The sequence below is a fragment of the Chromatiaceae bacterium genome (assembly GCA_024235395.1).
Lineage (GTDB): Bacteria > Pseudomonadota > Gammaproteobacteria > Chromatiales > Chromatiaceae > Thiosocius.
Genome location: JACKMK010000001.1, coordinates 223,212 through 246,209, shown reverse-complemented (window position 1 = coordinate 246,209; position 22,998 = coordinate 223,212). Strand labels below are relative to the sequence as shown.

Genomic DNA, 22,998 nt, shown 5'->3' with positions numbered 1-22,998 from the left:
ACCACGCGTCGTGACCGATCTGCGTGAAACGCGCCGCTTCAGCCGATCTGCAGTACCTTGGCGCCGCGCACCGGTCGATGTTTCAGGTCGACCAGTGCCTCGTTCGCCTGCTCCAGCGCATAGGTCGATACCTCGGGCCGGATGGGGATCTGCGCCGCGATCGGCAGAAACTCAGCGAGATCGGTGTGCGTGACGTTGGCGACCGTCTTGATCTCCTTCTCGAGCCACAGGTGGTGCTGATAGCTGAGTTCCAGCAGCTGCCGCTTGTCACCGTCCTCCTTGCGGATCGCGTTGATCACAAGGCGGCCGCCCGGCCGCAGCACGCCGAGCGCGGCGATCACCGGTAACCAGGCCGGGGTGGTATCGATCACCGCATGCAGCAGATCCGGCGGCCGTTCCTGCGTCTCACCGGCCCAATCGGCACCCAGGTCGCGTGCGAAGCGGCGTGCCTGCGGATCGCGTGCGAACACGTACAGCCGGCTGTGCGGATACAGATGACGCGCGAGTTGCAGCACGATGTGCGCCGATCCGCCGAATCCGGTCAGGCCGAGAGAGTCGCCGTCGCGGATCCCGGTGAGCTTCAGGGCACGGTAACCGACACCGCCCGCGCACAGCAGCGGTGCCGCCTCCTGGTCCGAAAAAATCTCCGGGATCGGGTAGGTGTAGGCCTCGGGTACCGTCAGGTACTCGGCGTATCCGCCGTTGACGTCGCGGCCGGTCGCCTTGAATGCGGGGTCGAGGTTTTCGTCTGCCGCGCCCGACGATGAATGGATCCAGCCGATGCCGACGCGGTCACCGATCCGGTATCGCTGCGCCCCGGCACCCAGCTTGTCGACGCGGCCGACGATCTCGTGGCCCGGAACCACCGGAAAGTGTGGCGGCGGGGTGCGACCCTCGATCTCGTCCAGCTCGGTGTGACACACGCCACAGGTTGCCACGCGTACTCGCAACTCGCCGGCCGCCGGTTCCGGAACCGGCAGGTTGACCAGCTGCAAGGGTGTCGTCCCCTGCAGCACGGGCGAGACCCGGTTGATCACCATCGCGCGCATCTGAACACCTTTCCGGCAATGTCCCTGGGCAACTTTCACTCTACCACTGCGGGCCCTGGTGCCGCCGTGTCCGCCGTCCATCCATTGAGTCGTGTCAGTGGCGGTCGAGGAGAGCGGTACGGTGCAAGGTGCGAGGGATCGGCACGACCTATAATTTTCTGTAGGCGACATGACCGGACGGCCGTTTTCGACCGGGACCTGCTGAATGATCACCGGGCATTGGGAGCACTTTCCGCACGATGCGGACGTCGGCGTTCGCGGCATCGGTGCGACCCGTGACGAGGCGTTCGAGCAGGCGGCGCTGGCAATGATCGCGGTGGTGACCGATCCCGCACGGGTCGCTCCGCTCGCGGCCGTCGAGTTGCGCTGCGAGGCGACTGACGACGAGTTGCTGCTGGTCGACTGGTTGAACGCCCTGGTCTTCGAAATCGCCACGCGTCACCTGCTGTTCGGCCGGTTCGAGGTGCGTATCGACGATCACCGCCTCACGGCACGGGCATGGGGGGAGCCTATCGATGCCGCGAAGCACCACCCGGCGGTCGAGGTCAAGGGTGCCACCTACACGGCGCTGCGGGTCTGGCATCAGAACAGGGTCGGGTGGACCGCACAATGCGTCGTCGACGTCTGAGGCCGGCGCCGCACAGATCAAAGGAGCGGAACAGTCATGGATCCGTCGCTGTTCTTACGCCATTCCGAATACCGCTGGGAGATCCGGCCGCACGGTGGGATGCGCGTGCCGGCCGTGATCTTCGCCAGTGAGGCATTGATTCGAGAGATGGACCACAAGGTCTACGAGCAGACGTGCAACGTCGCGACCCTGCCCGGTATCGTTCAGGCAGCCTACGCGATGCCCGACGCGCACTGGGGCTACGGTTTTCCGATCGGCGGCGTCGCCGCGTTCGATGCGGACGAGGGCGGTGTCGTGTCGGCGGGCGGTGTCGGTTTCGACATCGCCTGCGGCGTGCGCTGCCTGCACACCGGTCTGAAGACCGCAGACCTGCTGCCGGTACAGCGTGCGCTCGCCGATCGCCTGTATCGCGATATACCGGCCGGTCTCGGCAGCACCGGCGCGATCCGCCTGAATCGGCGCGAGATGGACGCGATGCTCGCCGGCGGAGCGGCCTGGGCGGTCGAACAGGGTTTCGGTGAGCCCGCGGACCTGGAGCGGATCGAAGAGCATGGCCGGATGCCCGATGCGCAGCCTGCCGCGGTCTCGGAGCATGCGAAACAGCGGCAACGTGATGAGATGGGCACGCTCGGCAGCGGCAACCACTACCTGGAGGTACAGCGCGTCGCGTCCATCCACGACCCCGTGGCGGCCGCCGGATTCGGGCTCGGCGAGGACGATGTCGTGGTCAGCCTGCACTGCGGCTCGCGTGGTCTCGGACACCAGATCGGGACCGAGTTTCTGAAGTCGATGGCGGTCGCCGCAGCGCACCAGGGGATCGCGTTGCCGGACCGCGAACTCGCCTGCGCGCCGATCCATTCACGCATCGGCCAGGACTACCTGGGTGCGATGCGGGCCGCGATCAATTGCGCCTTCGCGAATCGCCAGATCATCACGCACCTGGTGCGCGGGTCCTTCGCCGGCGTCTTGCCGCAGGCCAGGCTCGCGCTGCTCTACGACGTCTCACACAACACCTGCAAGCTCGAGCAACACGCGGTCGACGGCAGACCGCGCAAGCTGTATGTGCATCGCAAGGGCGCGACGCGGGCCTTCGGGCCCGGGCACCCGGATGTTCCGGAGGCGCTGCGCGCCTTCGGTCAGCCGGTGCTGATCGGCGGTTCGATGGGGACTTGCTCCTATGTCCTTGCGGGGACCGAGCAGGATGGGACACACGGCTTCAGTTCCGCCTGCCATGGCGCGGGCCGCGCGATGAGCCGGCACCAGGCGCACCGTCGCTGGCAGGGTCGGCAGGTCATCGATGAACTCGGCGCCCGCGGTATCCTGATCCGCAGCCCGAGTGCCCGCGGCGTTGCGGAGGAGGCACCGGGCGCCTACAAGGACGTCACCGCGGTCGTCGATGCCGCCGAGGCCGCCGGCCTCGCGCGCAAGGTCGCGAAGCTGGAACCGTTGGTCTGTATCAAAGGGTAGGGAAGATCGCGGCGGTCTGGACGGCGGACCCCGTCGGGGGAGGCCAAGCTCCCAGGCGCGCCGCGGCACAGTGAGTCGACGATGCCAGTACACAATGCAGAGGTTGCCGCGTTGTTCCAGCAGATCGCCGATCTGCTGGAGATCGAAAACGCCAATCCTTTCCGCGTGCGTGCCTATCGCAATGCCGCGCGTGAACTCGAAGCGCTCGGCGTGCCGGTCGCCGAGCTGCTTGCGAACGGCGAAGACCTCACCGAGCTGCCCGGCATCGGCAAAGACCTTGCCGCCAAGATCGGCGAGATCGTCGAGACCGGCAAGTGCCGGTTGCTGACCAAGCTGCAACGCGCCACGCCGCCGAGTGTCGCGGAGATGCTGCAGGTGCCGGGTCTCGGTCCCAAGCGCGTACGTACGCTCTACCACGAACTCGACGTGAATACGGTCGAACAACTCGCGCGGGCCGCCCGCGACGGTCGTGTGCGCGAGTTGCACGGCTTCGGTGCGAAGACCGAGCAGCGCATCCTCGACGCGCTCGCCGCGCGCAGCGGTCAACCCGAGCGCTTCAAGCTTGCGGTCGCCGCCCAGTATGCAGAACCGTTGCGCGCTCATCTGGCGAAGGTGCCGGGGGTGGTCGACGTGGTGCTCGCCGGCAGCTATCGGCGCAGCCGCGAGACGGTCGGCGACCTCGACATCCTGGTAACCGCCCGCGACGCGCGCGTCGTGATGGATCGCTTCGTCGGCTACGACGAAGTCACACAGGTGCTCTCCAGGGGAGGAACGCGTGCCAGCGTGCGCCTGCGTTGCGGCATCCAGGTGGACCTGCGGGTCGTCGATGCACAGGATTTCGGCGCGGCCCTGCTGTACTTCACCGGCTCGAAGGCGCACAACATCGAACTGCGCAGGCTGGCCCGGCAACGCCACCTGAAGATCAGCGAATACGGTGTCTTTCGGGGCAGGAAGCGTGTCGCCGGCGACACCGAGGCATCGGTCTACGAGACCGTCGGGCTGCCATGGATCGCGCCGGAGCTGCGTGAGAATCACGGCGAGATCGAAGCGGCGCGTGCCGGCAGGCTTCCGAAGCTGGTCGAGTTGAGCGATCTGCGCGGCGACCTGCATGCCCACACGCGCGCCACCGACGGTCACAACACCCTGCGCGAGATGGCCGAGGCCGCCCAGTCGCGCGGCTTCGCCTACCTGGCGATCACCGAACACTCACGGCGTCTGACGATGGCCCACGGTCTCGACACACGGCGGTTGCGCCGCCAGATCGAAGAGATCGATCGGCTCAACGAAACCCTGCGCGGGTTCACGGTCCTCAAGGGCATCGAGGTCGATATCCTCGAAGACGGCAGCCTCGATCTCCCCGACGAGGTCCTGTCGGAACTCGATCTGGTGGTCGCCGCGGTGCACAGCCAGTTCCATCTGTCGCGCACCCGGCAGACCCAGCGCATCCTGCGCGCGTTCGACAATCCCCATGTCTCGATCCTGGCCCATCCCACCGGTCGGCTGCTCGCGGCGCGTGAACCCTACGATGTCGACATGCTGAGGGTCGTGCGTGCCGCGCGCGACAGCGGTTGTTGTCTCGAACTCAATGCGAACCCCGACCGGCTCGACCTGGTCGACGTCCATTGTCAGATGGCACATGAGGAGCAGGTGCTGGTGGCGATCAGCTCGGACGCGCACCGCGTACAGGACTTCGACAACCTGCGTTACGGCGTCGGTCAGGCCCGGCGTGGCTGGCTGGAGAAGGACGACGTGCTCAATACACGGCCGCTGGCGAAGCTGAAGTCGCTGCTGCGCCGTCGCCGCTGATCGCGTCACGGGCGGAGACGTCGAATCGAGTGGCGGCCGGGTTCGGGCTTACGGCGCGCGCGCCGCCTGGCAGCGGCCCGGGCGTATGCCGCGAGATGCTCATAGCCCTCGTTCGATCAGCGCCACGGTCTTTATCTGGACGTACACGGGTTTGCCGGGGACCAGCGCCAGCATCTCGGCAGACTTGCGCGTCACGCTGGCGAGCAGCGGCACGCCGGCCAAGTCGAGGCGTACCAGCGCCTGTGCCGGGTCTTCTTCGGCGAGCGCCTCGATCACCGCCGGGAAGATGTTCAGGATGCTGGTCCCGGTCTGCGGCGCGAGGGTGATGCTGACGTCGCGGGCCAATATACGCAGTCGCACCTGCTGCCCGATCGGGAGGTCACGGTGGCCGACGCTGAAACGGCCGCCTGGGAAGTCGAGATAGCTGAGGTGGAAGACCTCGTCGTGAGCAGCCACACGTGCCTCGACGACGGTGTCGGCCTGGCTGCCGAAGTCGCGGGCCAGGTCCAGGTGGGTTCGTAGAGCGGGCAGGGTGCCCGAGGCCCTGACCCGCCCATTGTCGATGACCACCAGGTGGTCGGCGAGGCGCGCGATCTCGTCCGGTACATGACTGACGTAGATCACCGGCATCGCCAGTTCGTCGTGCAGGCGCTCCAGGTACGGCAGGATCTCCTGCTTGCTCCGGTGGTCGAGCGAGGCCAGCGGCTCGTCCATCAGCAGCAGGCGCGGACTCGTCAGCAGGGCGCGCGCGATCGCGACCCGCTGACGCTGACCGCCGGACAGGTGATCGGGTCGTGTCGCCAGAAGTGCCTCAATGCCCAGCAATGCCACCGCCTCGTCGAACGTCACGCGCCGGTCGCGTGCCGGGATCCGTGAGAACCCGTACTCCAGGTTCCTGCGCACCGAAAGATGCGGAAACAGGCTCGCCTCCTGAAACACGTAGCCGAGCGCACGCTGATGGGGTCGTCGGAACACCCCCCTGTCATCGTCCTGCCAGGTCTCGCTGCCGACATGCAGCACCCCCGACATGCGCTGCAGTCCCGCGATGCATCGCAGCAGCGTGGTCTTGCCACAACCCGAGGGTCCGAACAGGGCCGTGACCCCGCGCATGGGACAGGTACACTCGGCGTCCAGGGCGAAGCGGCCGAGGGTACCGGCGAAACGCAGCCCGATCTGCGTGCCGTCGGCATTCACAGGCCGGCGTGCCTCGCCCGTTTCTCCACCAGGAACATCGTCAGGATCACGACGAAGGAGAACGCCAGCATGCCGCCGGCCACCAGGTGCGCATGCCCCCACTGCAACGTCTCGACGTAGTCGTAGATCGCCACCGACAGGACCCTGGTCTCGCCGGGGATGTTGCCGCCGATCATCAGCACGACGCCGAATTCGCCCACCGTATGGGCAAAGCCGAGCACGCTGCCGGTCAGAAAGCCGGGACGCGCCAGCGGGATCACCACTGTCCAGAAGCTGTCCCACGGCGAGGCCCGCAGGGTCGAGGCGACTTCCAGCGGCCGGTCGCCGATCGCTTCGAACGCATTGCGGATCGGCTGGACGACGAACGGCATCGAATAGAGCACCGAGCCGATCACCAGTCCCTCGAAGCTGAACGCCAGCGAACGGCCGCCGAACAGACCGGCGATCCAGCCGCCAGGGCCATCCGGCCCGAGCGCGATCAGCAGGTAGAAGCCCAGCACGGTCGGCGGCAGGACCAGGGGCAGGGCCACGACGGTCGCGACGACCTCCTTCCACATCGATCGTGAGCGGGCGAGCCACCAGGCGATCGGGGTCCCGACGACCAGCAGCACCAGCGTGGTGATCGACGCCAGCGCCAGGGTCAGGCGGACCGGGGACCAGATGTCGGTGAATTCAGGCATCTCGCAAGGCGTCGCTAGTCGATGTGGTCGTAACCGTACCGGGCCTTCACCGCCGCGGCCTGTGGTCCTTGCAGGAACGCCACGAAGGCCCGCGCGGCGTCACTCGACGCGCCGCGCTGGAGCAGCACCGCATCCTGGGCGATCGGTGGGTGCAGGTCTTGCGGCACCACCCACCGCGATCCGCGGCGGTGTCCGGCAATCTGCGACAGCGCGACGAATCCGAGCTCCGCGTTGTTCGTGGCGACGAACTGGAAGGTCTGCGCGATGTTGCTGCCGTACACGATACGGGCCTCGACGGCCGCGTAGACGCCGAGCGCTTTCAACACCGCGACGGCGGCCGCGCCATAGGGCGCGGTGGCCGGGTTGGCGATGGCGATCCTGGTGAACGACGTTGTATGCAGCGTGGATGCGTCGCGGACCAGCGCGGGCTGGGTGCTGAACAGTGCCAGCCTTCCGGTGGCATAGGTGAAACGCGTTCCGTCGACCGCGTAACCCTCGGCGACCGCGGCCTCGGGCCTTAGCTGGTCGGCGGCCAGAAACACCTCGAAGGGCGCATCCTGGGTGATCTGGGCATACAGCTGGCCGGTCGAGCCGGTGCTCATCGACACGGTGTGGCCGGTGGCCTGCTCGAACAGCCGGCTGATCTCGCGTGCGGGCTCGTTGAAGTTCGATGCGACCGCGATCCGGACCAGGTCGGCGAACGCCGGGGTGGCGATCGTCGGCGCGCCCAGTGCGACGGCCAGGGCGCAGACCAGGTACCAGACGGGTCTGCGGGGTCGCGGCATCGCTATGTTCGGGAAGGAATAGCGACAGGCAAAAAAAGACCGCCGCCCGCTCACAGTTGCAGGCCCTCGGTGCGGGTTGCGAGATAGTCCTTGAAGTCGCTCCAGAACGACCAGAACACCGCCACCGCGCGTTCACCGGCCTCGGTGAGGCTGGCACCGCCACCACCGCGTCCGCCGGTGCTCATCCGGACCACCGGCGTGCGGCTCTGCCGGTTCATCGAATCGACCAGTCGCCAGGCGTGCCGGTACGACATCTCCATCGACCGCGCTGCAGCGCTGATCGAGCCGTGTTCGCGGATGCGTTCCAGCAGTACCACGCGACCATAGCCGAGGAAGGTACCGTCCGGTCCCTCGATCCAGACGCGCCCGCGCATCCTGTATCCACGTTTCGCCGAACGGGCATTGTGTCGACTGGCTGTGTTCATCGAACCGTTGTATATCACGAAGCATAACGCCTGTGTACCTGAGCCTGTCTTGCCAGATGTGGAAGGCAACCGGCCCATCGCGCGCGAGCCGCGCCTCCGGACAGCGTGCGTCTCAGGAACCGGGTGGGGTGGGTCTTGTCTTGTCCGGCGGCTGCGTCACAGCATCGGTGACGTCGATATGAGTAGCCGTCGGAAGTTCGGTCGGACGCGGACGATCAGCAGCCTGGGGCCGGGATCAGTGTTCGTGCGCGGCAGGTGGCGGCAGTTCGCGACCGGACGCCACCGCGACGGCCGCAGTCATCGGATCGGGCTCCGATGTGGCCACGACCCGGACGCCGTGCGCGCCGAGGCGTCGCAGGAACCCCTCCCCACAACCCGCGGTCACGACGACGTCGAGCCCGAACAGCGGATGATCGTCACCGCGGAATTCATGCAGCGACATCGCCTTGGGTAGATCGAGCCGCCCCGTTTCGCGCACGGTACCGTCGGCCTGTGGTTCGAAGATCAGGAAGCGCCGTGTCTTTCCCGCATGGCCGGTGATGGTGCGGAAGTTCTGGCTGGTCACCCCAATACGCATCTCGGACTACCCCCGAAGATATCGATGCAGCGCGGTCGTCGCACAACCCCTACCGACCGGTCCGCTCGGCAAGGCACGCGCGGCGACACGCAGGCGCATGCATGGAAAAGATGCCGGCTGGCACCGTGACCATTGCAGCCGATCTCGGGCATTGGCTGCATTGAGAATTCTCAGCGTGGATCGATCCGGTGTGCCGCGGCCGGGCATGCGTCCGCCGCGACACACCGAGGGCGGGCGATGGCGGCCCCGGCTAGCCGATGAACCGGCCTTCGCGCAGGCGTTGAGCCTCCATCAGTTCGAGTTCCCTGGAGCCCGATACCACGACGTCATGGTCGGGGACGAAGTCCAGCTCGGGATTCAGGCGCTCGTACGGGACCGCGTTGAGAATGACCTTTATCGCATTCAGGCGCGCTTGGTGTTTGTCGTTCGAGCGAACGATGGTCCACGGTGAATGGGTCGTGTTGGTGCGCCTGAGCATCTCGTATTTCTGGTTCGTGAACTGGTCCCAGCGATCCTGTGCCTGGACGTCGATCTCTGACAGCTTCCACTGGCGGAGTGGATCGTTCTTGCGGCGCTCGAAACGGCGCGCCTGTTCCTCCTTGGTGACCGAGAAATAGAGTTTCACCAGAATCGTGCCCTGGCGGACTATGTCCTTCTCGAACCCGGGGCAGCCGATCATGAAGTTTTCGTACTCCTCGTCGCTGCAGAAACCGAATACCCGCTCCACGACCGCGCGGTTGTACCAACTGCGATCGAACAGCACGATCTCGCCGCCACGCGGAAAGTCGCGCACATATTTCTGGAAGAACCATTGGGTCTTCTGTTCGTCGGTCGGCTTACCGAGCGCGACCACGCGGTAGTGTTTCTCGTTCATGTAGCGCGTGACGCGTCGAATGGTTCCGCCCTTGCCGGCGGCATCACGGCCCTCGAACAAGATGATCATCCGCTTGCGGGTCTGTTCGAGGTGCTGCTGCAGCTTGATCAGTTCCGCCTGGTAGGGCTTCAATTCCTCTTCACGCTTGAACTGTCGGACCGCCTTGCTGCGCCTTTTACGTAGCGTTTCGATCTCCAGTCGCTGGTCTTCGAGCTGCTGCTGCAGCTGCTCGAGGCCCGTCTCGTTGCAGGCGTGGGCGGAAATTTCCAGGCTGTTCACCTCGTCGTTCATTGTTCTGGATCTCCCTGAAGGTGCGACGGTCAATTTTCCATGATACCGCTGCAGCCACCCTGGCGTAAAAGTACAGGCGACCGGAGACCGCCTTGGCGTGTTCGGATCGCTGATGGACCGTAATGGGCGCAATCGGGCTGCCGTCGCACATACCGCGTCGGAGCGGGGCTATTGGATCGACAACCGCGCTACTCGAACCGAGCAGCCGTGGCGCAGTGCATGCCGTTGACGATTGCCCGCTGTCCGGCTCGATGATCAGTGCCGCCTGCCCGGTTGCTTTGCCAAGTCGAGCGGGTCGCTGAGGCACCGGACCTTGGGTATCGCCCTGGCCAGCGGTTAGGATCCGGCTCAATGCGGTTGGCGGGAGGCGGTGCATGGACGGTCATTGGCCCGGAACGGGTCGGGTTGCGATACGCCGGGTGGTTTCCCGGCTGTGCATGACGGGCCTGCTGTTCTTGTACGGCCTGATGGCTGCCGCCGCGCAGCCGGACGACCCCGAGGCCTATCACCGGGTGGTGCGCACCGGCAGCCTGGTGATGAGCGTCGATGGTGGCCACCTGTACCTGATTGCGCGCGAATTCGGCGAGCGCGCGAAGATCCTGCGCTACGATCTCGCCAGCGGCAAACGCGAGGTGCTCGTCGACGAAGTCGACGGCAATGTCGATGCGGCCTTTCCGGACGACCAGCAGCGCCGACTCGCCTATACGGCCGATACCGTTGGCGACGAACGTTACAGGCTGCATATCGTCGACATCGCGGACGGCAGTTACCGGGTGCCGACACCGCGCGACCGGCTCGACGTCACCTGCGGCTTCTCGCATGACGGTCGTTATGTCTACGCGGCGCGCGGCGCCCACATCTGGGGCGAGAAGGCGCTGATCCGGATCGATGCCCGGACCGGCGAGACCCAGACGGTACTGTCGATCCCGGGCGCCAATCTCTACTGCGCGGGCGTCTCGGACGACGACCGCCGGCTGCTGGTCAAACGCTATCTGAGTAACACCGCCTGGCAGCTGGGGCTGCTCGACGTCGAATCGGGACAACTGCGCTGGTTGATCGCGGCGCCCGGCGAGAACCTGCGCTCGGTGACGTTCAATGGCCGGTACATCTATTTTCTGTCTGACCGCGACGGTGGGCAGATGGCACTCTGGCGGCATTCGGATGCGGCCGGGTTCGAGCGCGTCGCGCTGCCGATCGACAGCGAACTGCTGTCTTTCGTGATGAATCGCGCCGGCCATCTCGGTGTTGCGTATCGCGGTCCGCTGTATCCGCTGGTGGCGCTGCTGCGCGCCGATGACGACGGGCATTGGCGGCGCATCGAGGTCCCCACCGGCGACGCCCGCCTGACCGATGTGACCTTGGCGCAGGATGCCGCCGAGCGCATCGTCGTCGTCACCGAAGACGGTCGGCCGCCCCGCATCGGCGTGTTCGAGGGCGGGGTGCTGACGACGCTGATGAACACCGACCGCACCGGGCTCTCGGATCGGGACTTCGCCCGTTTCGAATCGCGTCTCGTCGAGAGCTTCGATGGCACCGCGATTCCCACCCACCTGTTGCTGCCGGTGGCGGCAACCTCCGCGACGCCGTTCCCGATGGTCGTCTACGTCCACGGTGGGCCGCAGGATCACATCGATCCGCTGTATGCCCCGAACCTGCAACGCCTCGCCAATGCCGGCTTCGTCGTCGTGCTGCCCAACGTGCGCGGCTCGTCGGGGTTCGGCTCGGCGTTCATGGATCTCGACAACGGCGACTGGGGCGGGGGCCATATCCGTGACCTGCTGGCGGTCGCCGAGTATGCGGCCGGTCTGGACCTTGTCGCCGGGCGACCGCGCTTCGTGATGGGCACGTCGTTCGGCGGGTACTCGGTCCTGTCGTTGATCAGCCAGTACCCGGATGCGTTCGACGGTGCCGTCGACCTGTTCGGCATGTCGGATCTCGGTGCCTTCTTCGACGGCCTGACGGACCAGGTGCGGCCCGAGTTCGTCTCCGAGCTGGGATTCGATCCGTCCGTCGATCCGGAGCGCGCCCGCGCGATGTCGCCGTTGTATCAGGCGTCCCGGATCGAGGCGCCGCTACAGATCCATCAGGGCATACACGACCCGCGCGTGCCCGCCAGTCAATCGCAGGCGATGGTCGCCGAACTGAAGCGGCGCGGCATCCCGGTCGAGTACCACGAGTACGACGAAGGACACGGCTTCGTCTACGCCGAAAACGACACTTTGGCGCGCGAGCGCATCATCGGCTTCCTGCGCCGTCTCGCCGGTCCGCGTCTGCCCGGTGATTGAACAGCTGGCGATATTGCATGCTCCGATCTGTCTCACCCGATAGCAGGTGTCACCGGCCTCTGCTACTTTCGTTCCGGAAACCCTCCAGGCGAGCTTCGCAATGTACCAAGACGAAGGCCGGACAAAGTCTCAGACGATCTTGTCGATCCTGATTGGCTTGATCCTTGTGGCTCTTGCGGTGTGGTTCCATCTTTCATTCGACAGCTCGCGCGATGGTTCCCTCGGGACTCTTGATGAGATGCTTTCTGCGCTCCGCATTCCAGACCACGCTCTTGAGAATACTGGTCAGGGTGATGTTCCAGATTACGTATACCTTCAGGGGCATGCGGTGGCGGGTGAGGAACTGACAGACGAGGACTTTGGCATCCAATTGACTGGATTGTTCCTGGAGCGACAGGTACAGGAACTGGTTCGCGAGATTGTAAAAAGGCCGGAAGGTCGTCCGCTCACCGAATTTCATTGGCGAGAGCGCATACGGCATCCAATGACGAGCTATCGTGAGCAGTCAAAGCCCGTAACCCTGTCCGGCTACCTTGTATCAAGCAGTCTCGTCGATTACCTCGAAGACGGCATCCCCATTCCCTGTGACGACCGGCGGATTACCCGGATCCCGGAATACAAGGGTGAAGAACTGGTCTGCCGGTCGGATGGCACCTTCCACTCGCAACCTGAAGGGACAGCTGAAGACGTCGGGGATATTCGCGTGACATTCGCTTACCTGCCGCCCGGGACCGTGAGCATGATCGCTCGCCATGAGGGGGGCGAGCTTTCCCTGGTAGCTGACAAGGAGGGTACTTACCTGGATTTGATCAAAGCCGGCGAGTACTCGCCGGAAGAGCTTGTGCAGATCGCGCAGGGCGAGTGGGTCGACCGGGCTTCGCGGGCCGCCTGGTTCAGTGGAATTGTGCTGTGTCTGGGCCTTTTTCTGATCGTTGCGCCACTCTGGAAAAAACATAAAAGACATTCCGGATGAGTTCGCTGTTTCCGGCACGAAACCCGTGCGGCTCAACCTCGTCTTGTGTCGGCGGCTGGCTGAAACCGGGCGGAAGCAGATGACGCGAGGGAAGGGCGCCTTCATCCTTGCGTTTCGTCGGTACCAGACGCCGGTGAGCATCACCGCTGATCAGATGTTGGCAAACGCGGCATGAAGCCCGGTTCCGGACTGGATAAGAAATGCGGGGATGGCATGGGTATGGGTGTTTGGGCTGGGCACCCGGCTTTTCGCTCCGGGGGCCATGATGGCGCAAAAAACCGGCGAAACCCGTTGCCTGTTTTGTCTTTCGAATGAAGAATGAACCTGAAGGGCCCGCAACAGGGCTGGCAAAGACAATGCACGTAGACGAAGAAGACGAACCCCAGGTCCGCGCACGACTGGCAGAGTTGCGGCTCGAACACCGCGACCTCGACGACGCCATCCATCGGTTGACCGAGAGCGTGTATGTGGACCAGCTGCAGCTGCGGCGTATGAAGAAGCGCAAGCTGGTCCTCAAGGACGCCATCGCCCAGTTCGAGAGCATGCTGATTCCCGATCTCGACGCCTAACACAGGCGGATACCGCGCCGCTGTGTCCAGATCAACCGGGCGCTGTCCACGCGGGGTTTGCCGCTTCTACGGCCATTTCGCCTCGCCGCCGTTGAATTCGAGTTCCAGCGTTACCGGATTGCCGTCGGCGTCGCTGCCCTCGTAGACCTCGCGGTAGGTGCCGCTGGCGTTGCCCTTACCGTTGCACGGCAGCCAGGGGTAGGCCTGCTTTTCGCTGCGGCCGGATGGCAAGGTGAAACCGCGTTGGGTATCCGTCTCCCACCGGCCACCGGTGAAACGACCCGAGCCATCCCTTTGCATCACCCACTGAGTGCGCGTCATCTTCGTGAAGCGGATCGGTTTTCCGGTCGGGTTGTCGATCATCCATTTGACCGCCACGTTCGCATAGCGGTCCCCACCCCTGATGACCGAGCCGTTCGCGGTGACACGCAGCGTACCCGCGGCAGCCGGAACTGACGGCGTGGAACAGGCGGTCGCGCCGCGTTGATAACCGGCGCCGTAGTTGACGAAGTCTTCGTATGCCAGCGTACCGCGCCAGCCGTTGCCGGTCGCGACCAGATACCCCTTCTGTTCGAGCGCGATGCGCGCATCGCGGCCACTGAGCCTCGCCTTGCCGGTGGCCGGGTGGTACAGCTGGACGTGGAAGCCGCTTTCGGCGGATGCGGGCACCATCAGCACCGACCGGCCGCGGCTCGGGCTCGCGGGATCGCGATCGACGACCTCCGTACCCGCCGTGATGATGAGTTCCACCGTGAAGGTGCACAGCGCCTGACCGAACAGGGTCGCACCGCCGGCGCCGAGCTGCAGCGCCCCGCCGGTCGTCGAACCGGACGTCGCGTCACGCCGGGTCTCCTCGATGTACTGGTCGAATCCGAGTCCACGCGAGCCCGCGTCGTCGCCGAACAGCGATCCGCCGACGGGTACCAGCGGTGCGGCTTGTGTCTGCGGCGGCGCTGCCGGGGTGCCGCCTGCCTGCAGTTCGCGATCGATCTCGGCGAGACGTTCCTTGAGCTTCTGACGGTAGCCGCGGTCGAATGTCAGCAATTGGCGCATCGCCTCTTCGCTGTCGATCGGCGAGGCAGGATCGAACCCGTTCAGCAGAAGCGCCTTCTCGAGGTTCTCTCTGGAGACGGGCACCGGCAAACCGAGCAGGTTGGGCACGAACAGCGCGGCGCGCACTGCCAACAGCGAGACGATGGTCGTCCGTTCCTCGCGCAGGTTGTCCAGCCAGTCCTGGCTGACGGCCGCCTGCTGGCAATGCGCCACGCCGACCCACGCGGCAAAGATCAGAAATAGTGCGCTGCGCATCTTCCGCCCATCCTCCTTTCCGCCCGAGGACATCCCCGGTTGATCACGGTGTCAACGGCCCAGGCCCGGGCTGTCGTTGGGGACCAGATAGCCGGACAGGGAGTAGATCGCGACACCCCCGGGACTCCCGGCGATGCTGTTGAGGTTGAGAATGATCTCGCTGCCGGGATCCGCAAAGAACCTGATCTGCCAACCCTGGGACACTATCTTCTGAGTCGAACCGGCCGGCAATGACCGTGTGTCCGTCTGCACAGGCAGGTAGTGCGTGACGGATTCGCTGTCAGAAGCAAAACGCGCCTCGACGTAGCCGATTTCGTCTTCGTTCGCCATGGTCGCACGCAGTGAGATGTGCTCGACGACGAGGATCTGACCGGCGGGTACGGTGAAGTCGTCGCCGGCCACCCGGTCAGATGTCGGGATCCCACGGAACATCCCAAAGGGTGTGGTGACGCGCACCGCGAATGGCGTGCGAATATTGCGTTCGTCCTCGGTGACCACGGGTACCGGTTCGGCCTCGGAGTTGACGACCGTGACCGGCGTGCTTCTCACCGCCGCATAGGCGCCGCCGCAGAGTGCAAACAACACGGCAGAGCCAGCAAGAATGTTTTGTAATCTGTTCATTTCGACCTCCGCTCAGACATGCGTCGCAGGTGTTCCTTCATCCCTGCGGGCAATCGCCGGACCGGGAGTCGTCGGGGTACACCCGGTCCAAGATTCGGGTAGCCGGTAGGAGAGACATCGACGGCATTGTCGTAGAGCGCGCCGTCACCGATGTCGAAGGAATCCAACCCTCGGCTACCGCCGTAAAGTGCTGCCCAGTCCCTTTGGTGATACCGAGTCAGACGTGACGACAATCACCTCCCCGGTGTTCAAGAGATTGCCGTCCGGTGCCGGAACTCGAGGCGACCCACTCGAGCGGCGTTGCCGAGACACCCGGCTTCAGGTAGCCGAAACCGACCGACACGACCCGGGTGGCGGTGCCCGGAAACCACGCAAAGGCCGTCGACGCGATGCAGAGCGTCTTAATGTGTGTCATGCCTTTCCCCGCGTGCTACCCAGACTTCCATCGAGAACCCCGATGCGAGGGGGCGTCCTGAAAGGATATCAGCAATAACCATACCGAATGTGGGAGATTACGTGCATCAGCGGCTTGGGCGACCTGGGCGTCCCACAGTGCATGGCAACTGTAAAAAGCCTCGACATCGAATGCGAACCAAACGCCTCTTTGTCGCGCCACCCGGTCAGCCGGTGTTTGATCCATACCGGTTCGCAAAGGGACCCGCAATCTGTCGCTGCCGCCTTGGATCGATTTCACCCCGATCGAACATCTCGACGGCTGCGTCCCGGATCGTCTGAATTCGGTTCCCGGGGACGTCCGGCAGCCCGCTTGACCGCCTGGCCGGCGCTCCATCCGTTCGGTTTTCCACGCTCGGGTCCCCACCCAGCGACGGCGTCGGCATCCGGTTTGGCCACGAGAAATGCTGTCCAGATATCTTACAGGCGCATGCTCGTCGACCGTTGTGGCAGCCCCAAAAACCCTTTACGCATAACCAGTTGATGGCATGGCACTCGAATTGCTAGCGGCTTGCCTGATGCGTTGCTCACGGAAGAAGACTCGTTCTCCGGGTGTGGTCTGACGCAAACAGTTGTGAGCCGACACGGGAGATGGCCAATGACAAGTCTGCGACACGAAGATCGGGCCGCTCGCGCGCGGATCTTGGCCAACGACCACGGAGCTGGGGACGCAGGCTCCACGGTCGCCAGACCACGGCCTTGGCGAAACGCCGTGCTCTGTCTTGCCGGCACGCTGATATTGACCACCAGCTCGGCCAACGCCGCCGTCATATCGTGGATCGGCGGTGCCGACGACTGGTTCGATGGTTCGAAGTGGTCACTCGGCGTGCCTCCGGGCAACCTCGACGACACCCAGATCGACAATGGCGGCAGCGCCACCGCAGACAGTGGCAGCGCCTTTTATCCGGGCGGCGGGACCCTGGCCGAAACCAACGACCTCAACGTCGGCGTCAGGGCCAATCCGATTCTTTTGCCACCGTATGGCACCGGCTCTCTGACCCTGAACGCTGTCGGTCTGTCCGTTGGTGGCGACCTCCACGTCGGTGTCACCAATGCACCGTCCGCGGTCGGCCTTGGCAGCTCCGACGGCAGCCTTGCGACCAGCGGCGGCGTCAACAACCCGGGTGACGTCGACGTCGGTGGCGAAGCGGCCTTCGGCCTCTTCGTCGACGGGGTCGGCAGCGGTACGGCCACCGGTACAGGCAGCGTCGCCGGCAATCTCACCGGCATGGGGTCGGGCGGCCTGATCGTAGGGCGCACCGAGGGCGGCGGGGACGCCGACGGTACCCTGACGGTCAGCGGCGACGTCGCAGACTTCACGTCGCTGCAGGTCGGCGTCACTGGCCTGGGCAGCACGGGCAACGCCGTGGGCGGCTTGAACGTCGGCGGCACCCTGTCACGCACGCCCGGCGGGGGCTTCATCTCCGTCGGCACGGTGGCCGGCGCCGGCCAGAGCAGCGGCGCGCTGTCGGTGACCAACGGCATCAGCGGTTTCGCGTCCATCGGCATCGGCAACGGTTCGGCCGACCCCAACGCGACCGGCAGCACCACGGGTACGCTCGACGTGCTCGCTGGCGGGGTACACAGCGGTGCCCCCAACGGCGTGTCCTTCGAGGTCGGCAACACCAATGCCCACGGCACGGCCGTGGGCACGGCGAACGTCACTGGCGACATTACCGGCTTTGGCCAGATCGAGGTCGGCAACGTGCGCGGCAACAACAGCACAGGCACAGCCACCGGCCAGCTCGGTGTCGGTGGCGGGCCGGTAACCGCGTCCAGCATGCGGGTCGGCGTCAGCGAAGGCGGTATCGGCATCGCGACCGGCATCGTCAGCCTCGACCACACATTGGTGACACTGGATACCGGACTGACACTGGGTGATGGCAGTACGCTGCAGATGGCCATCGATGGCAACAACCGAGGCGTCGACTACGCGGCGTTTGACGCCGCCACTGCAGCCCTCGACGGCATTCTCGAGGTGCTGTTCTCGTTCGATCCGCTGTCCGCTGTCTACGACCTCATCGTCAGCGACAGCATCAATGGCATAACCGGTGACTTCGACAGCGTGTCGATCTTCGGTTTGGGCATTGGCACGACCTACAGCTACGGCATCGAGATCGCCAACATCGGTGGCACGGACGTCGAGGTCTATCGGCTGCGTGTCGGTGAGATGAACGGCACGACGGTGCCAGAGCCTGGTGCCCTGCTGTTGCTCATCGCCGGACTAAGCGGCGTGCTGATCGTGCGCTCGCGGCGTTCGGAAACACGGTAAACCCCGGCAACTGACAGTCGGGCGGACAGCCGCACCGCCTCGTCAGAAGCCACCTGAGGTTCACGATCGCCGGGACTGCTTTGCCGCCGCCTTTCACTACTCCTTGAGCCACCGCCCGAGGAAAAGGTTCGGCCAGAAGCTTTCCCCGGATTGGTTTTTCTGCGGACTACGCGAAGTTGGAGAGGCGGGGATAAGGTCCGTCGACGATTTCGCCACCAGCCGATTTCAAGTAAACGATGATCAAATCGGCTTAACGATTCAAGACGAAGCCCCTTTGCCGCGCGCGACGGCAACGTCGGTACCTTGAGATCCGACGGTGGCCGCCGTGAGCTTCAGTTCACCGAACCAAGACTGCCGTCGATCGATTGTTGCGCAAATTCTCCGCGACTAGCCCGGTCGCTATCGTTCGCGGTCATAGCGGTCGACGCCGCTGGTGCATAGCGCGTAGCCGACGTCGACATCAGCCGACTCATCGACCAGATCAGCCCACTGAAGCTCGTGCACGTCCTCGGCGGCGGGCGTGAATATTCTGCGCGGGCAGTGCGGACACCCCACCGAGCCCGCTGGTATCAGAGGGCGTTCTTGTATCTTTCATGATGACCAGGACGTTCTTATCTGGGTCGTGTCGCGGGCATGCAGATAGTGGTGGCTTCAGAAGAAGGCGCGGAGACGAAATCCCAACACCAGAATGTCGTCCGTTGCCGGGTCGTTGGCAGGATTGACCACGTATTGAATTTCCGGTGTCAGTTCCAGAAAGTCTGTCATGTCGTAGCGATAGAATGCCTCGACGGTGTACTGGTCGCGGGAGTTGTCGGGCGCGCGTCCCCAACTGACACCGAGGCCGGCGAGATCCTTGCCGCCGCGCGCATCGTAACCGGTACCGATACTGACCGCGCGCTCCAAAACAGCGCCGGCGTCGTTAGCGTATCCAAACCGCAGAACGGGGCGCCACTGGTCCCGCCGCCCGCTTGCAGTGAAAGCGGCACCGTAACCGTCTTCCACGCCGGCCTCTGTCCGCTCGTCGACCTGCCAGATCGTCAGCTGCAATGTCTGGTCGTAGCGATCAGCCCAGTCTGGCGCCCAGCCGATGGCGACGTGCTTGAATGTCTCGAATTCGTCGAAGAAGTCTCTCGCGCTTTGCCACGGCTCCGACGGGTCCGCATTTGCATCCGCAAAGCCGGCCAGAACCTGCCAGTTGTCATCCAGCCGCCAGCGCGCCCCAGCACCGAGCCCCTGAGGGGGTGCCGGCAGCGTCGGCTGTTGCTCGAAAGCGAGGTTGGTGAATGCTGTCCACGGAGTCGAGAGGCTGTTGACATTGACATAGTCGTAGGGATCGACCTGGCCGACGACCAAACCGCCGCGCCCGCCGGCAAAATGCTGGCGCCAGTAGAGGTTCGTCAAGATCGCGCCTGCATCGCTGTAGGTAGAGGAAAAAACGCCTGCGTAGCCAAGCGAGGGACCCAGCGCCTGGGTCGAAATCCTATCTCCGAGCGCAGTGCGATATTCAACTTTGAAGACAAGAGCCCCGTCATCCGGCGTACTCCGCCCCGTCGCGGTCCAGACACCATAGAACCGGGTCACATTGCTGGCGGCATCCGATCGCGACTTGTCTGAATCCGTTGCGAGGTACTGGGCTTGACTATCGAACCCGTAGGTCAGACCGGTTCGGTCTTCAAGCTCTTTCTTGCGGCGATGAAATCTGGCCAGAGCGCCTTCGCTTTGCCGCTTGGCGGTCTCAGCCAACTCTCCCTAGACACTTCTGTGTGAGGCAAAACCGAGTTGACTGCCGGCACCCGTCTCAGATTGCGCGGCCGCATCACTGCTGCCGGTTTCGGCACCCATCGAGACGTCGCAGCACAGCATGCAAACTAGGCAAAGCCCGACGATGAAGCGCGGGCTTGCGTAAACGTCGATACTGATCCGCCTCACTGGAGGCTGTTCTTGAAGATGACGCCGTCTTTCATGATGATGACGAAATTCGTGTCGGCATCGGCCACAAGCTCGAGGTTTTGCAAGGGGTTGCCTGCGACCAGAATAAGGTCTGCGAGTGCACCTTCCTTGATCACGCCCAGTTCGCCGGGATAGGGATCGCGCGGTCCGCTCAGCTTGAGCAGCTGACCATTGTCATGGGTGGCCATCTTCAGCGCCTCGTAAGGCGTGTACCACTTGCTAAGCTTGGCAAGGAACTTGCCTTGCTTCGCGGCTAGCTTTGCGTCGAACAGCATGTCTGTACCGAACGCCGTCTTCACCTTGTACTTCTTTGCGGCGGCGATGGCGATATCGAGTTTCGAGACCAGATCTTTGTACTTGGCCGTGCTGATCGGGCTTTCAAACTCGAAGGCGTCTTCGCCCTCGGCATCCATCGGTTGCATGCTCCACCAGACGCCCTTTTCGGCCATCAGCTTCGCGGTTTCATCGTCGATGAAGAAGCCGTGCTCCATGGACATCGCACCGGCCTCGACCCACATCTTGATCGCTTCCTTGGTATTGATGTGGACCGCGACGTAGGTGTTCCAAGTCTTGGCGACGTCGACGATCGCCTTCGCTTCCTCGAAGGTGTACTCGGTGACATCCAGCGGGTCGTATAGGGATGACACGCCACCGCCGCCCATGGCCTTGATCTGACTGGCGCCCATGCGCAGCACCTCGCGTGTGCGCTTGATCACCTCGGGAACGCCGTCCGCGATCAGCGTGTTTCCCACCCTCTGCTGATAGTCCAAGGGAAGGCCTGGGTTCTCCGGAACATCGTTCGGGCCCCGGAAATCGCCATGCCCGCTCGTCTGACCGATATACGCTCCCGAGGGATAGATCCGCGGGCCTTGGGCAAGGCCCTCGTCGATGGCGCGTTTCACGGCGAAACTGTTCCCGCCGACATCGCGCACCGTCGTGAACCCACGCATCAGCGTATTTCGCGACGCGTCGGCGGCGGCAATGTTCAGGTAACCGAAGCTGGCGCCGAGCACTTTGCTGATGGGTGCGAAGTTGAACATCGTGTGCCAATGGGCATCTATAAGGCCGGGCATCAGCGTACATCCGCCGCCGTCAATCACCCGTCCACCGGCCACGGCGAGGGGCTCGGTAGACACCGCGCTGATCTTGTTTCCGGTGACCACGACGTTCGCGTTTTCAATCAGTTTCTCGTTGACGCCGTCGAACACGTTGACGTTGGTGAATAGCGTGACCTGGGGATCGGCGTCCTGCGCCGAGGCAATACCGGTCAAGAACAGGGTAACAATCGCTGCGCTGAGGTACTTTTTGTCTATAAGCATGGGTCTCCTCCAATTCTCAAGGTGTTTTCGCAGCCTCGACCGGCAGAGCCGTTGCGGCATCGGGAACCGCCAGAAACGTCTCCAGAGGGTCCTCGCTTGCGGCGGATACAGCCAATCCCGGCAGACAGAGCAATGAAGTCACGAACTGAAGCTGTCCAAGCATCATCGGGATCTCGCATCTCGACAAGATCCACAAGTCTTACACAATCCGCAGCCCGCCCCAGCCGACCACGAATAGGTCTTTCAAAGGTAATCCATTCTGGCTATAGGCGCGGGTCAAAATCGTGGAATCTATATCCAAATCTTCCAACTTCAATGCAGTTTTACGATATAGAATGCCGTCGATCCGATCTATGCGACCGCTTGCCCAGTGACCATCCTTGGCGATAAAGCTTTCGACGACAATTCCCGGCAGGAGGAAACGAGCTGGCGGGGTCAGGATGCGCATGGCTACGGGCAGGCTCGTCGCAACCTGCCGGTTCGTACCGACGCGTTGACACAGCTGGGACGTGGCAAGTTCGACGCGAAGGTGACCGTGGTAAGCGGCGAAGATGCCGCGCTTAGCCATGCAGTCGTCGGCACACGATCCAGCGCACTGACGGATCTGAACGAAGATTACACGGCATTCCTAATTCCCATTGCCTGGGATGGAACGTTAGTCATCAACGGCGAAGAGGCAACCTACTCATCAATCTATATGCCGGTGGCCAACACCTTGTACCAGGTCTACGGCGAGGCTCGTGAAATACTGGCTGTCGGAATTCCTCGCGACGATTTCATCGCGACGGTTGCCGCCCTGAGGGGCGTTGGTCGCGATGCCGTGCGGCTTGGTGAAGGTGGAATCGAAATGGCGCCGGCAATCTTGGCGAAGACGCGGCATAAGTTAGCCAAGATACTCAGGACCCACTATGACGCAGCTCGTCAGGCTACATGGCCTTCAAGTACAGAGAAAATGTTGACTGCCCATATCTTGAGTACTGTCACCGAACTCTACCTGCACGCGCGACAGGCAACCGGGAGCAAAGTACGCGTCCGTCCGAGATACGGACTTATTGTGCGCAAAGCCGAGGAAAGCTTTGCATCTGCGCAGGGCCACGCGGTCTCGCTCGCTGACTTGTGTACGGCGGCAGGCGTCAGTCAGGGAACACTGTATAACGCCTTTCTGACCATGTGCGATTGCACCCCAATCGAATACTTCAAGAAGCGCCGTCTTACCGAGGCGCGCATAGCGTTGCTCGGCGCCTCAGCGAAGCACGGCGCGATCAAGCGCGCAGCATTAGGGGCCGGCCTAACGCATCTCGGACGCTTTGCCGCTGAATATCGCGACCTGTTCAATGAATCACCCAAGACGACTCTTACCAGGTCTCTCGGTTGTAGACTGGGGCCAGATAAGGCGAAACATGGCAGTTCCTCGTAATTGAGAGCCACCTCAAGGCCACGGATGCCAGGATTCTCTTTCGAATGGGGGCAGC

The 22,998-nt window shown here is 63.8% G+C and carries 20 protein-coding genes; 8 read left to right on the top strand and 12 right to left on the bottom strand.

What is annotated here, in order from left to right; translation table 11 throughout:
- Nucleotides 1-38: 38 nt before the first annotated feature.
- Nucleotides 39-1,049: a zinc-dependent alcohol dehydrogenase family protein gene (locus tag H6955_01120; protein MCP5312124.1), complete on the bottom strand. Its 1,011-nt coding sequence runs from the start codon at nt 1,047-1,049 to the stop codon at nt 39-41.
- Between the two features lie 205 nt (nt 1,050-1,254).
- Between H6955_01120 and H6955_01115 the strand changes: the two genes are divergently transcribed.
- The 3 genes from H6955_01115 to polX all read left to right on the top strand — a co-directional run bounded on the left by H6955_01115 (nt 1,255) and on the right by polX (nt 4,950).
- Nucleotides 1,255-1,677 carry an archease gene (locus H6955_01115; GenBank protein ID MCP5312123.1) on the top strand — a complete coding sequence of 141 codons (423 nt, stop codon included), beginning with the start codon at nt 1,255-1,257 and terminating at the stop codon, nt 1,675-1,677.
- A gap of 36 nt (nt 1,678-1,713) precedes the next feature.
- A complete protein-coding gene (locus H6955_01110; GenBank protein ID MCP5312122.1) occupies nt 1,714-3,144 on the top strand; it encodes an RtcB family protein in 1,431 nt (476 codons plus the stop codon).
- Nucleotides 3,145-3,225: 81 nt separating this feature from the next.
- Nucleotides 3,226-4,950: a DNA polymerase/3'-5' exonuclease PolX gene (gene polX / locus H6955_01105; GenBank protein ID MCP5312121.1), complete on the top strand. Its 1,725-nt coding sequence runs from the start codon at nt 3,226-3,228 to the stop codon at nt 4,948-4,950.
- 99 nt (nt 4,951-5,049) lie between these two features.
- Here polX and modC read toward each other — a convergent pair whose 3' ends face one another.
- The 6 genes from modC to ppk2 form a co-directional block, all read right to left on the bottom strand.
- Nucleotides 5,050-6,123, bottom strand: a complete 1,074-nt coding sequence (gene modC, locus H6955_01100) for a molybdenum ABC transporter ATP-binding protein (GenBank protein ID MCP5312120.1) — start codon at nt 6,121-6,123, stop codon at nt 5,050-5,052.
- Nucleotides 6,124-6,140: 17 nt separating this feature from the next.
- Nucleotides 6,141-6,824, bottom strand: coding sequence for a molybdate ABC transporter permease subunit (modB, locus tag H6955_01095; protein MCP5312119.1), 684 nt, complete (start codon nt 6,822-6,824; stop codon nt 6,141-6,143).
- A gap of 14 nt (nt 6,825-6,838) precedes the next feature.
- On the bottom strand, nt 6,839-7,609 hold the full coding sequence (modA, locus tag H6955_01090) for a molybdate ABC transporter substrate-binding protein (protein MCP5312118.1): 771 nt from the start codon (nt 7,607-7,609) through the stop codon (nt 6,839-6,841).
- Between the two features lie 50 nt (nt 7,610-7,659).
- Complete coding sequence (locus tag H6955_01085) at nt 7,660-8,034, bottom strand: LysR family transcriptional regulator (GenBank protein MCP5312117.1); 375 nt, start codon at nt 8,032-8,034, stop codon at nt 7,660-7,662.
- 235 nt (nt 8,035-8,269) lie between these two features.
- The gene (locus H6955_01080) at nt 8,270-8,611 is read right to left on the bottom strand and encodes a nitrogen fixation protein (GenBank protein ID MCP5312116.1); all 342 of its coding nucleotides are present in this window, start codon (nt 8,609-8,611) and stop codon (nt 8,270-8,272) included.
- Nucleotides 8,612-8,861: 250 nt separating this feature from the next.
- Complete coding sequence (ppk2, locus tag H6955_01075; protein ID MCP5312115.1) at nt 8,862-9,776, bottom strand: polyphosphate kinase 2; 915 nt, start codon at nt 9,774-9,776, stop codon at nt 8,862-8,864.
- 374 nt (nt 9,777-10,150) lie between these two features.
- On the opposite strand from ppk2, the gene H6955_01070 reads away from it, so the two are divergent.
- From H6955_01070 to H6955_01060, 3 genes are all read left to right on the top strand, one after another.
- On the top strand, nt 10,151-12,061 hold the full coding sequence (locus H6955_01070; GenBank protein MCP5312114.1) for a S9 family peptidase: 1,911 nt from the start codon (nt 10,151-10,153) through the stop codon (nt 12,059-12,061).
- Nucleotides 12,062-12,161: 100 nt separating this feature from the next.
- On the top strand, nt 12,162-13,034 hold the full coding sequence (locus H6955_01065; protein MCP5312113.1) for a hypothetical protein: 873 nt from the start codon (nt 12,162-12,164) through the stop codon (nt 13,032-13,034).
- A gap of 356 nt (nt 13,035-13,390) precedes the next feature.
- Nucleotides 13,391-13,603 (top strand): DUF465 domain-containing protein, encoded by a 213-nt coding sequence (locus H6955_01060; GenBank protein MCP5312112.1) that lies wholly within the window; start codon nt 13,391-13,393, stop codon nt 13,601-13,603.
- Nucleotides 13,604-13,669: 66 nt separating this feature from the next.
- Here the strand turns inward: H6955_01060 and H6955_01055 are convergent, their stop codons facing one another.
- From H6955_01055 to H6955_01045, 3 genes are all read right to left on the bottom strand, one after another.
- The gene (locus H6955_01055; GenBank protein MCP5312111.1) at nt 13,670-14,911 is read right to left on the bottom strand and encodes a hypothetical protein; all 1,242 of its coding nucleotides are present in this window, start codon (nt 14,909-14,911) and stop codon (nt 13,670-13,672) included.
- A 51-nt stretch (nt 14,912-14,962) separates the two neighbouring features.
- A complete protein-coding gene (locus tag H6955_01050) occupies nt 14,963-15,532 on the bottom strand; it encodes a hypothetical protein (GenBank protein ID MCP5312110.1) in 570 nt (189 codons plus the stop codon).
- Nucleotides 15,533-15,749: 217 nt separating this feature from the next.
- Entirely contained in the window at nt 15,750-15,947 is a 198-nt protein-coding gene (locus H6955_01045) for a hypothetical protein (protein MCP5312109.1), read from the bottom strand.
- Between the two features lie 750 nt (nt 15,948-16,697).
- Between H6955_01045 and H6955_01040 the strand changes: the two genes are divergently transcribed.
- The gene (locus H6955_01040) at nt 16,698-18,257 is read left to right on the top strand and encodes a PEP-CTERM sorting domain-containing protein (protein MCP5312108.1); all 1,560 of its coding nucleotides are present in this window, start codon (nt 16,698-16,700) and stop codon (nt 18,255-18,257) included.
- 651 nt (nt 18,258-18,908) lie between these two features.
- Here H6955_01040 and H6955_01035 read toward each other — a convergent pair.
- Nucleotides 18,909-20,000, bottom strand: coding sequence for a carbohydrate porin (locus H6955_01035; GenBank protein ID MCP5312107.1), 1,092 nt, complete (start codon nt 19,998-20,000; stop codon nt 18,909-18,911).
- A gap of 182 nt (nt 20,001-20,182) precedes the next feature.
- Nucleotides 20,183-21,526, bottom strand: coding sequence for an amidohydrolase family protein (locus H6955_01030; protein ID MCP5312106.1), 1,344 nt, complete (start codon nt 21,524-21,526; stop codon nt 20,183-20,185).
- 370 nt (nt 21,527-21,896) lie between these two features.
- Between H6955_01030 and H6955_01025 the strand changes: the two genes are divergently transcribed.
- The gene (locus H6955_01025) at nt 21,897-22,943 is read left to right on the top strand and encodes a helix-turn-helix domain-containing protein (GenBank protein MCP5312105.1); all 1,047 of its coding nucleotides are present in this window, start codon (nt 21,897-21,899) and stop codon (nt 22,941-22,943) included.
- Nucleotides 22,944-22,998: the final 55 nt, after the last annotated feature.

Bases quoted from the DNA above. Each gene is read 5' to 3' on its own strand.
- H6955_01115 (MCP5312123.1), top strand. From the start codon at position 1,255: ATGATCACCGGGCATTGGGAGCACTTTCCGCACGATGCGGACGTCGGC.
- H6955_01060 (MCP5312112.1), top strand. From the start codon at position 13,391: ATGCACGTAGACGAAGAAGACGAACCCCAGGTCCGCGCACGACTGGCA.
- H6955_01120 (MCP5312124.1), bottom strand. From the start codon at position 1,049: ATGCGCGCGATGGTGATCAACCGGGTCTCGCCCGTGCTGCAGGGGACG.
- H6955_01050 (MCP5312110.1), bottom strand. From the start codon at position 15,532: ATGAACAGATTACAAAACATTCTTGCTGGCTCTGCCGTGTTGTTTGCA.
- polX (MCP5312121.1), top strand. From the start codon at position 3,226: ATGCCAGTACACAATGCAGAGGTTGCCGCGTTGTTCCAGCAGATCGCC.
- H6955_01055 (MCP5312111.1), bottom strand. From the start codon at position 14,911: ATGCGCAGCGCACTATTTCTGATCTTTGCCGCGTGGGTCGGCGTGGCG.
- H6955_01110 (MCP5312122.1), top strand. From the start codon at position 1,714: ATGGATCCGTCGCTGTTCTTACGCCATTCCGAATACCGCTGGGAGATC.
- H6955_01080 (MCP5312116.1), bottom strand. From the start codon at position 8,611: ATGCGTATTGGGGTGACCAGCCAGAACTTCCGCACCATCACCGGCCAT.
- modB (MCP5312119.1), bottom strand. From the start codon at position 6,824: ATGCCTGAATTCACCGACATCTGGTCCCCGGTCCGCCTGACCCTGGCG.
- H6955_01070 (MCP5312114.1), top strand. From the start codon at position 10,151: ATGGACGGTCATTGGCCCGGAACGGGTCGGGTTGCGATACGCCGGGTG.
- H6955_01065 (MCP5312113.1), top strand. From the start codon at position 12,162: ATGTACCAAGACGAAGGCCGGACAAAGTCTCAGACGATCTTGTCGATC.
- ppk2 (MCP5312115.1), bottom strand. From the start codon at position 9,776: ATGAACGACGAGGTGAACAGCCTGGAAATTTCCGCCCACGCCTGCAAC.
- H6955_01030 (MCP5312106.1), bottom strand. From the start codon at position 21,526: ATGCTTATAGACAAAAAGTACCTCAGCGCAGCGATTGTTACCCTGTTC.
- modA (MCP5312118.1), bottom strand. From the start codon at position 7,609: ATGCCGCGACCCCGCAGACCCGTCTGGTACCTGGTCTGCGCCCTGGCC.
- H6955_01045 (MCP5312109.1), bottom strand. From the start codon at position 15,947: ATGACACACATTAAGACGCTCTGCATCGCGTCGACGGCCTTTGCGTGG.
- H6955_01085 (MCP5312117.1), bottom strand. From the start codon at position 8,034: ATGAACACAGCCAGTCGACACAATGCCCGTTCGGCGAAACGTGGATAC.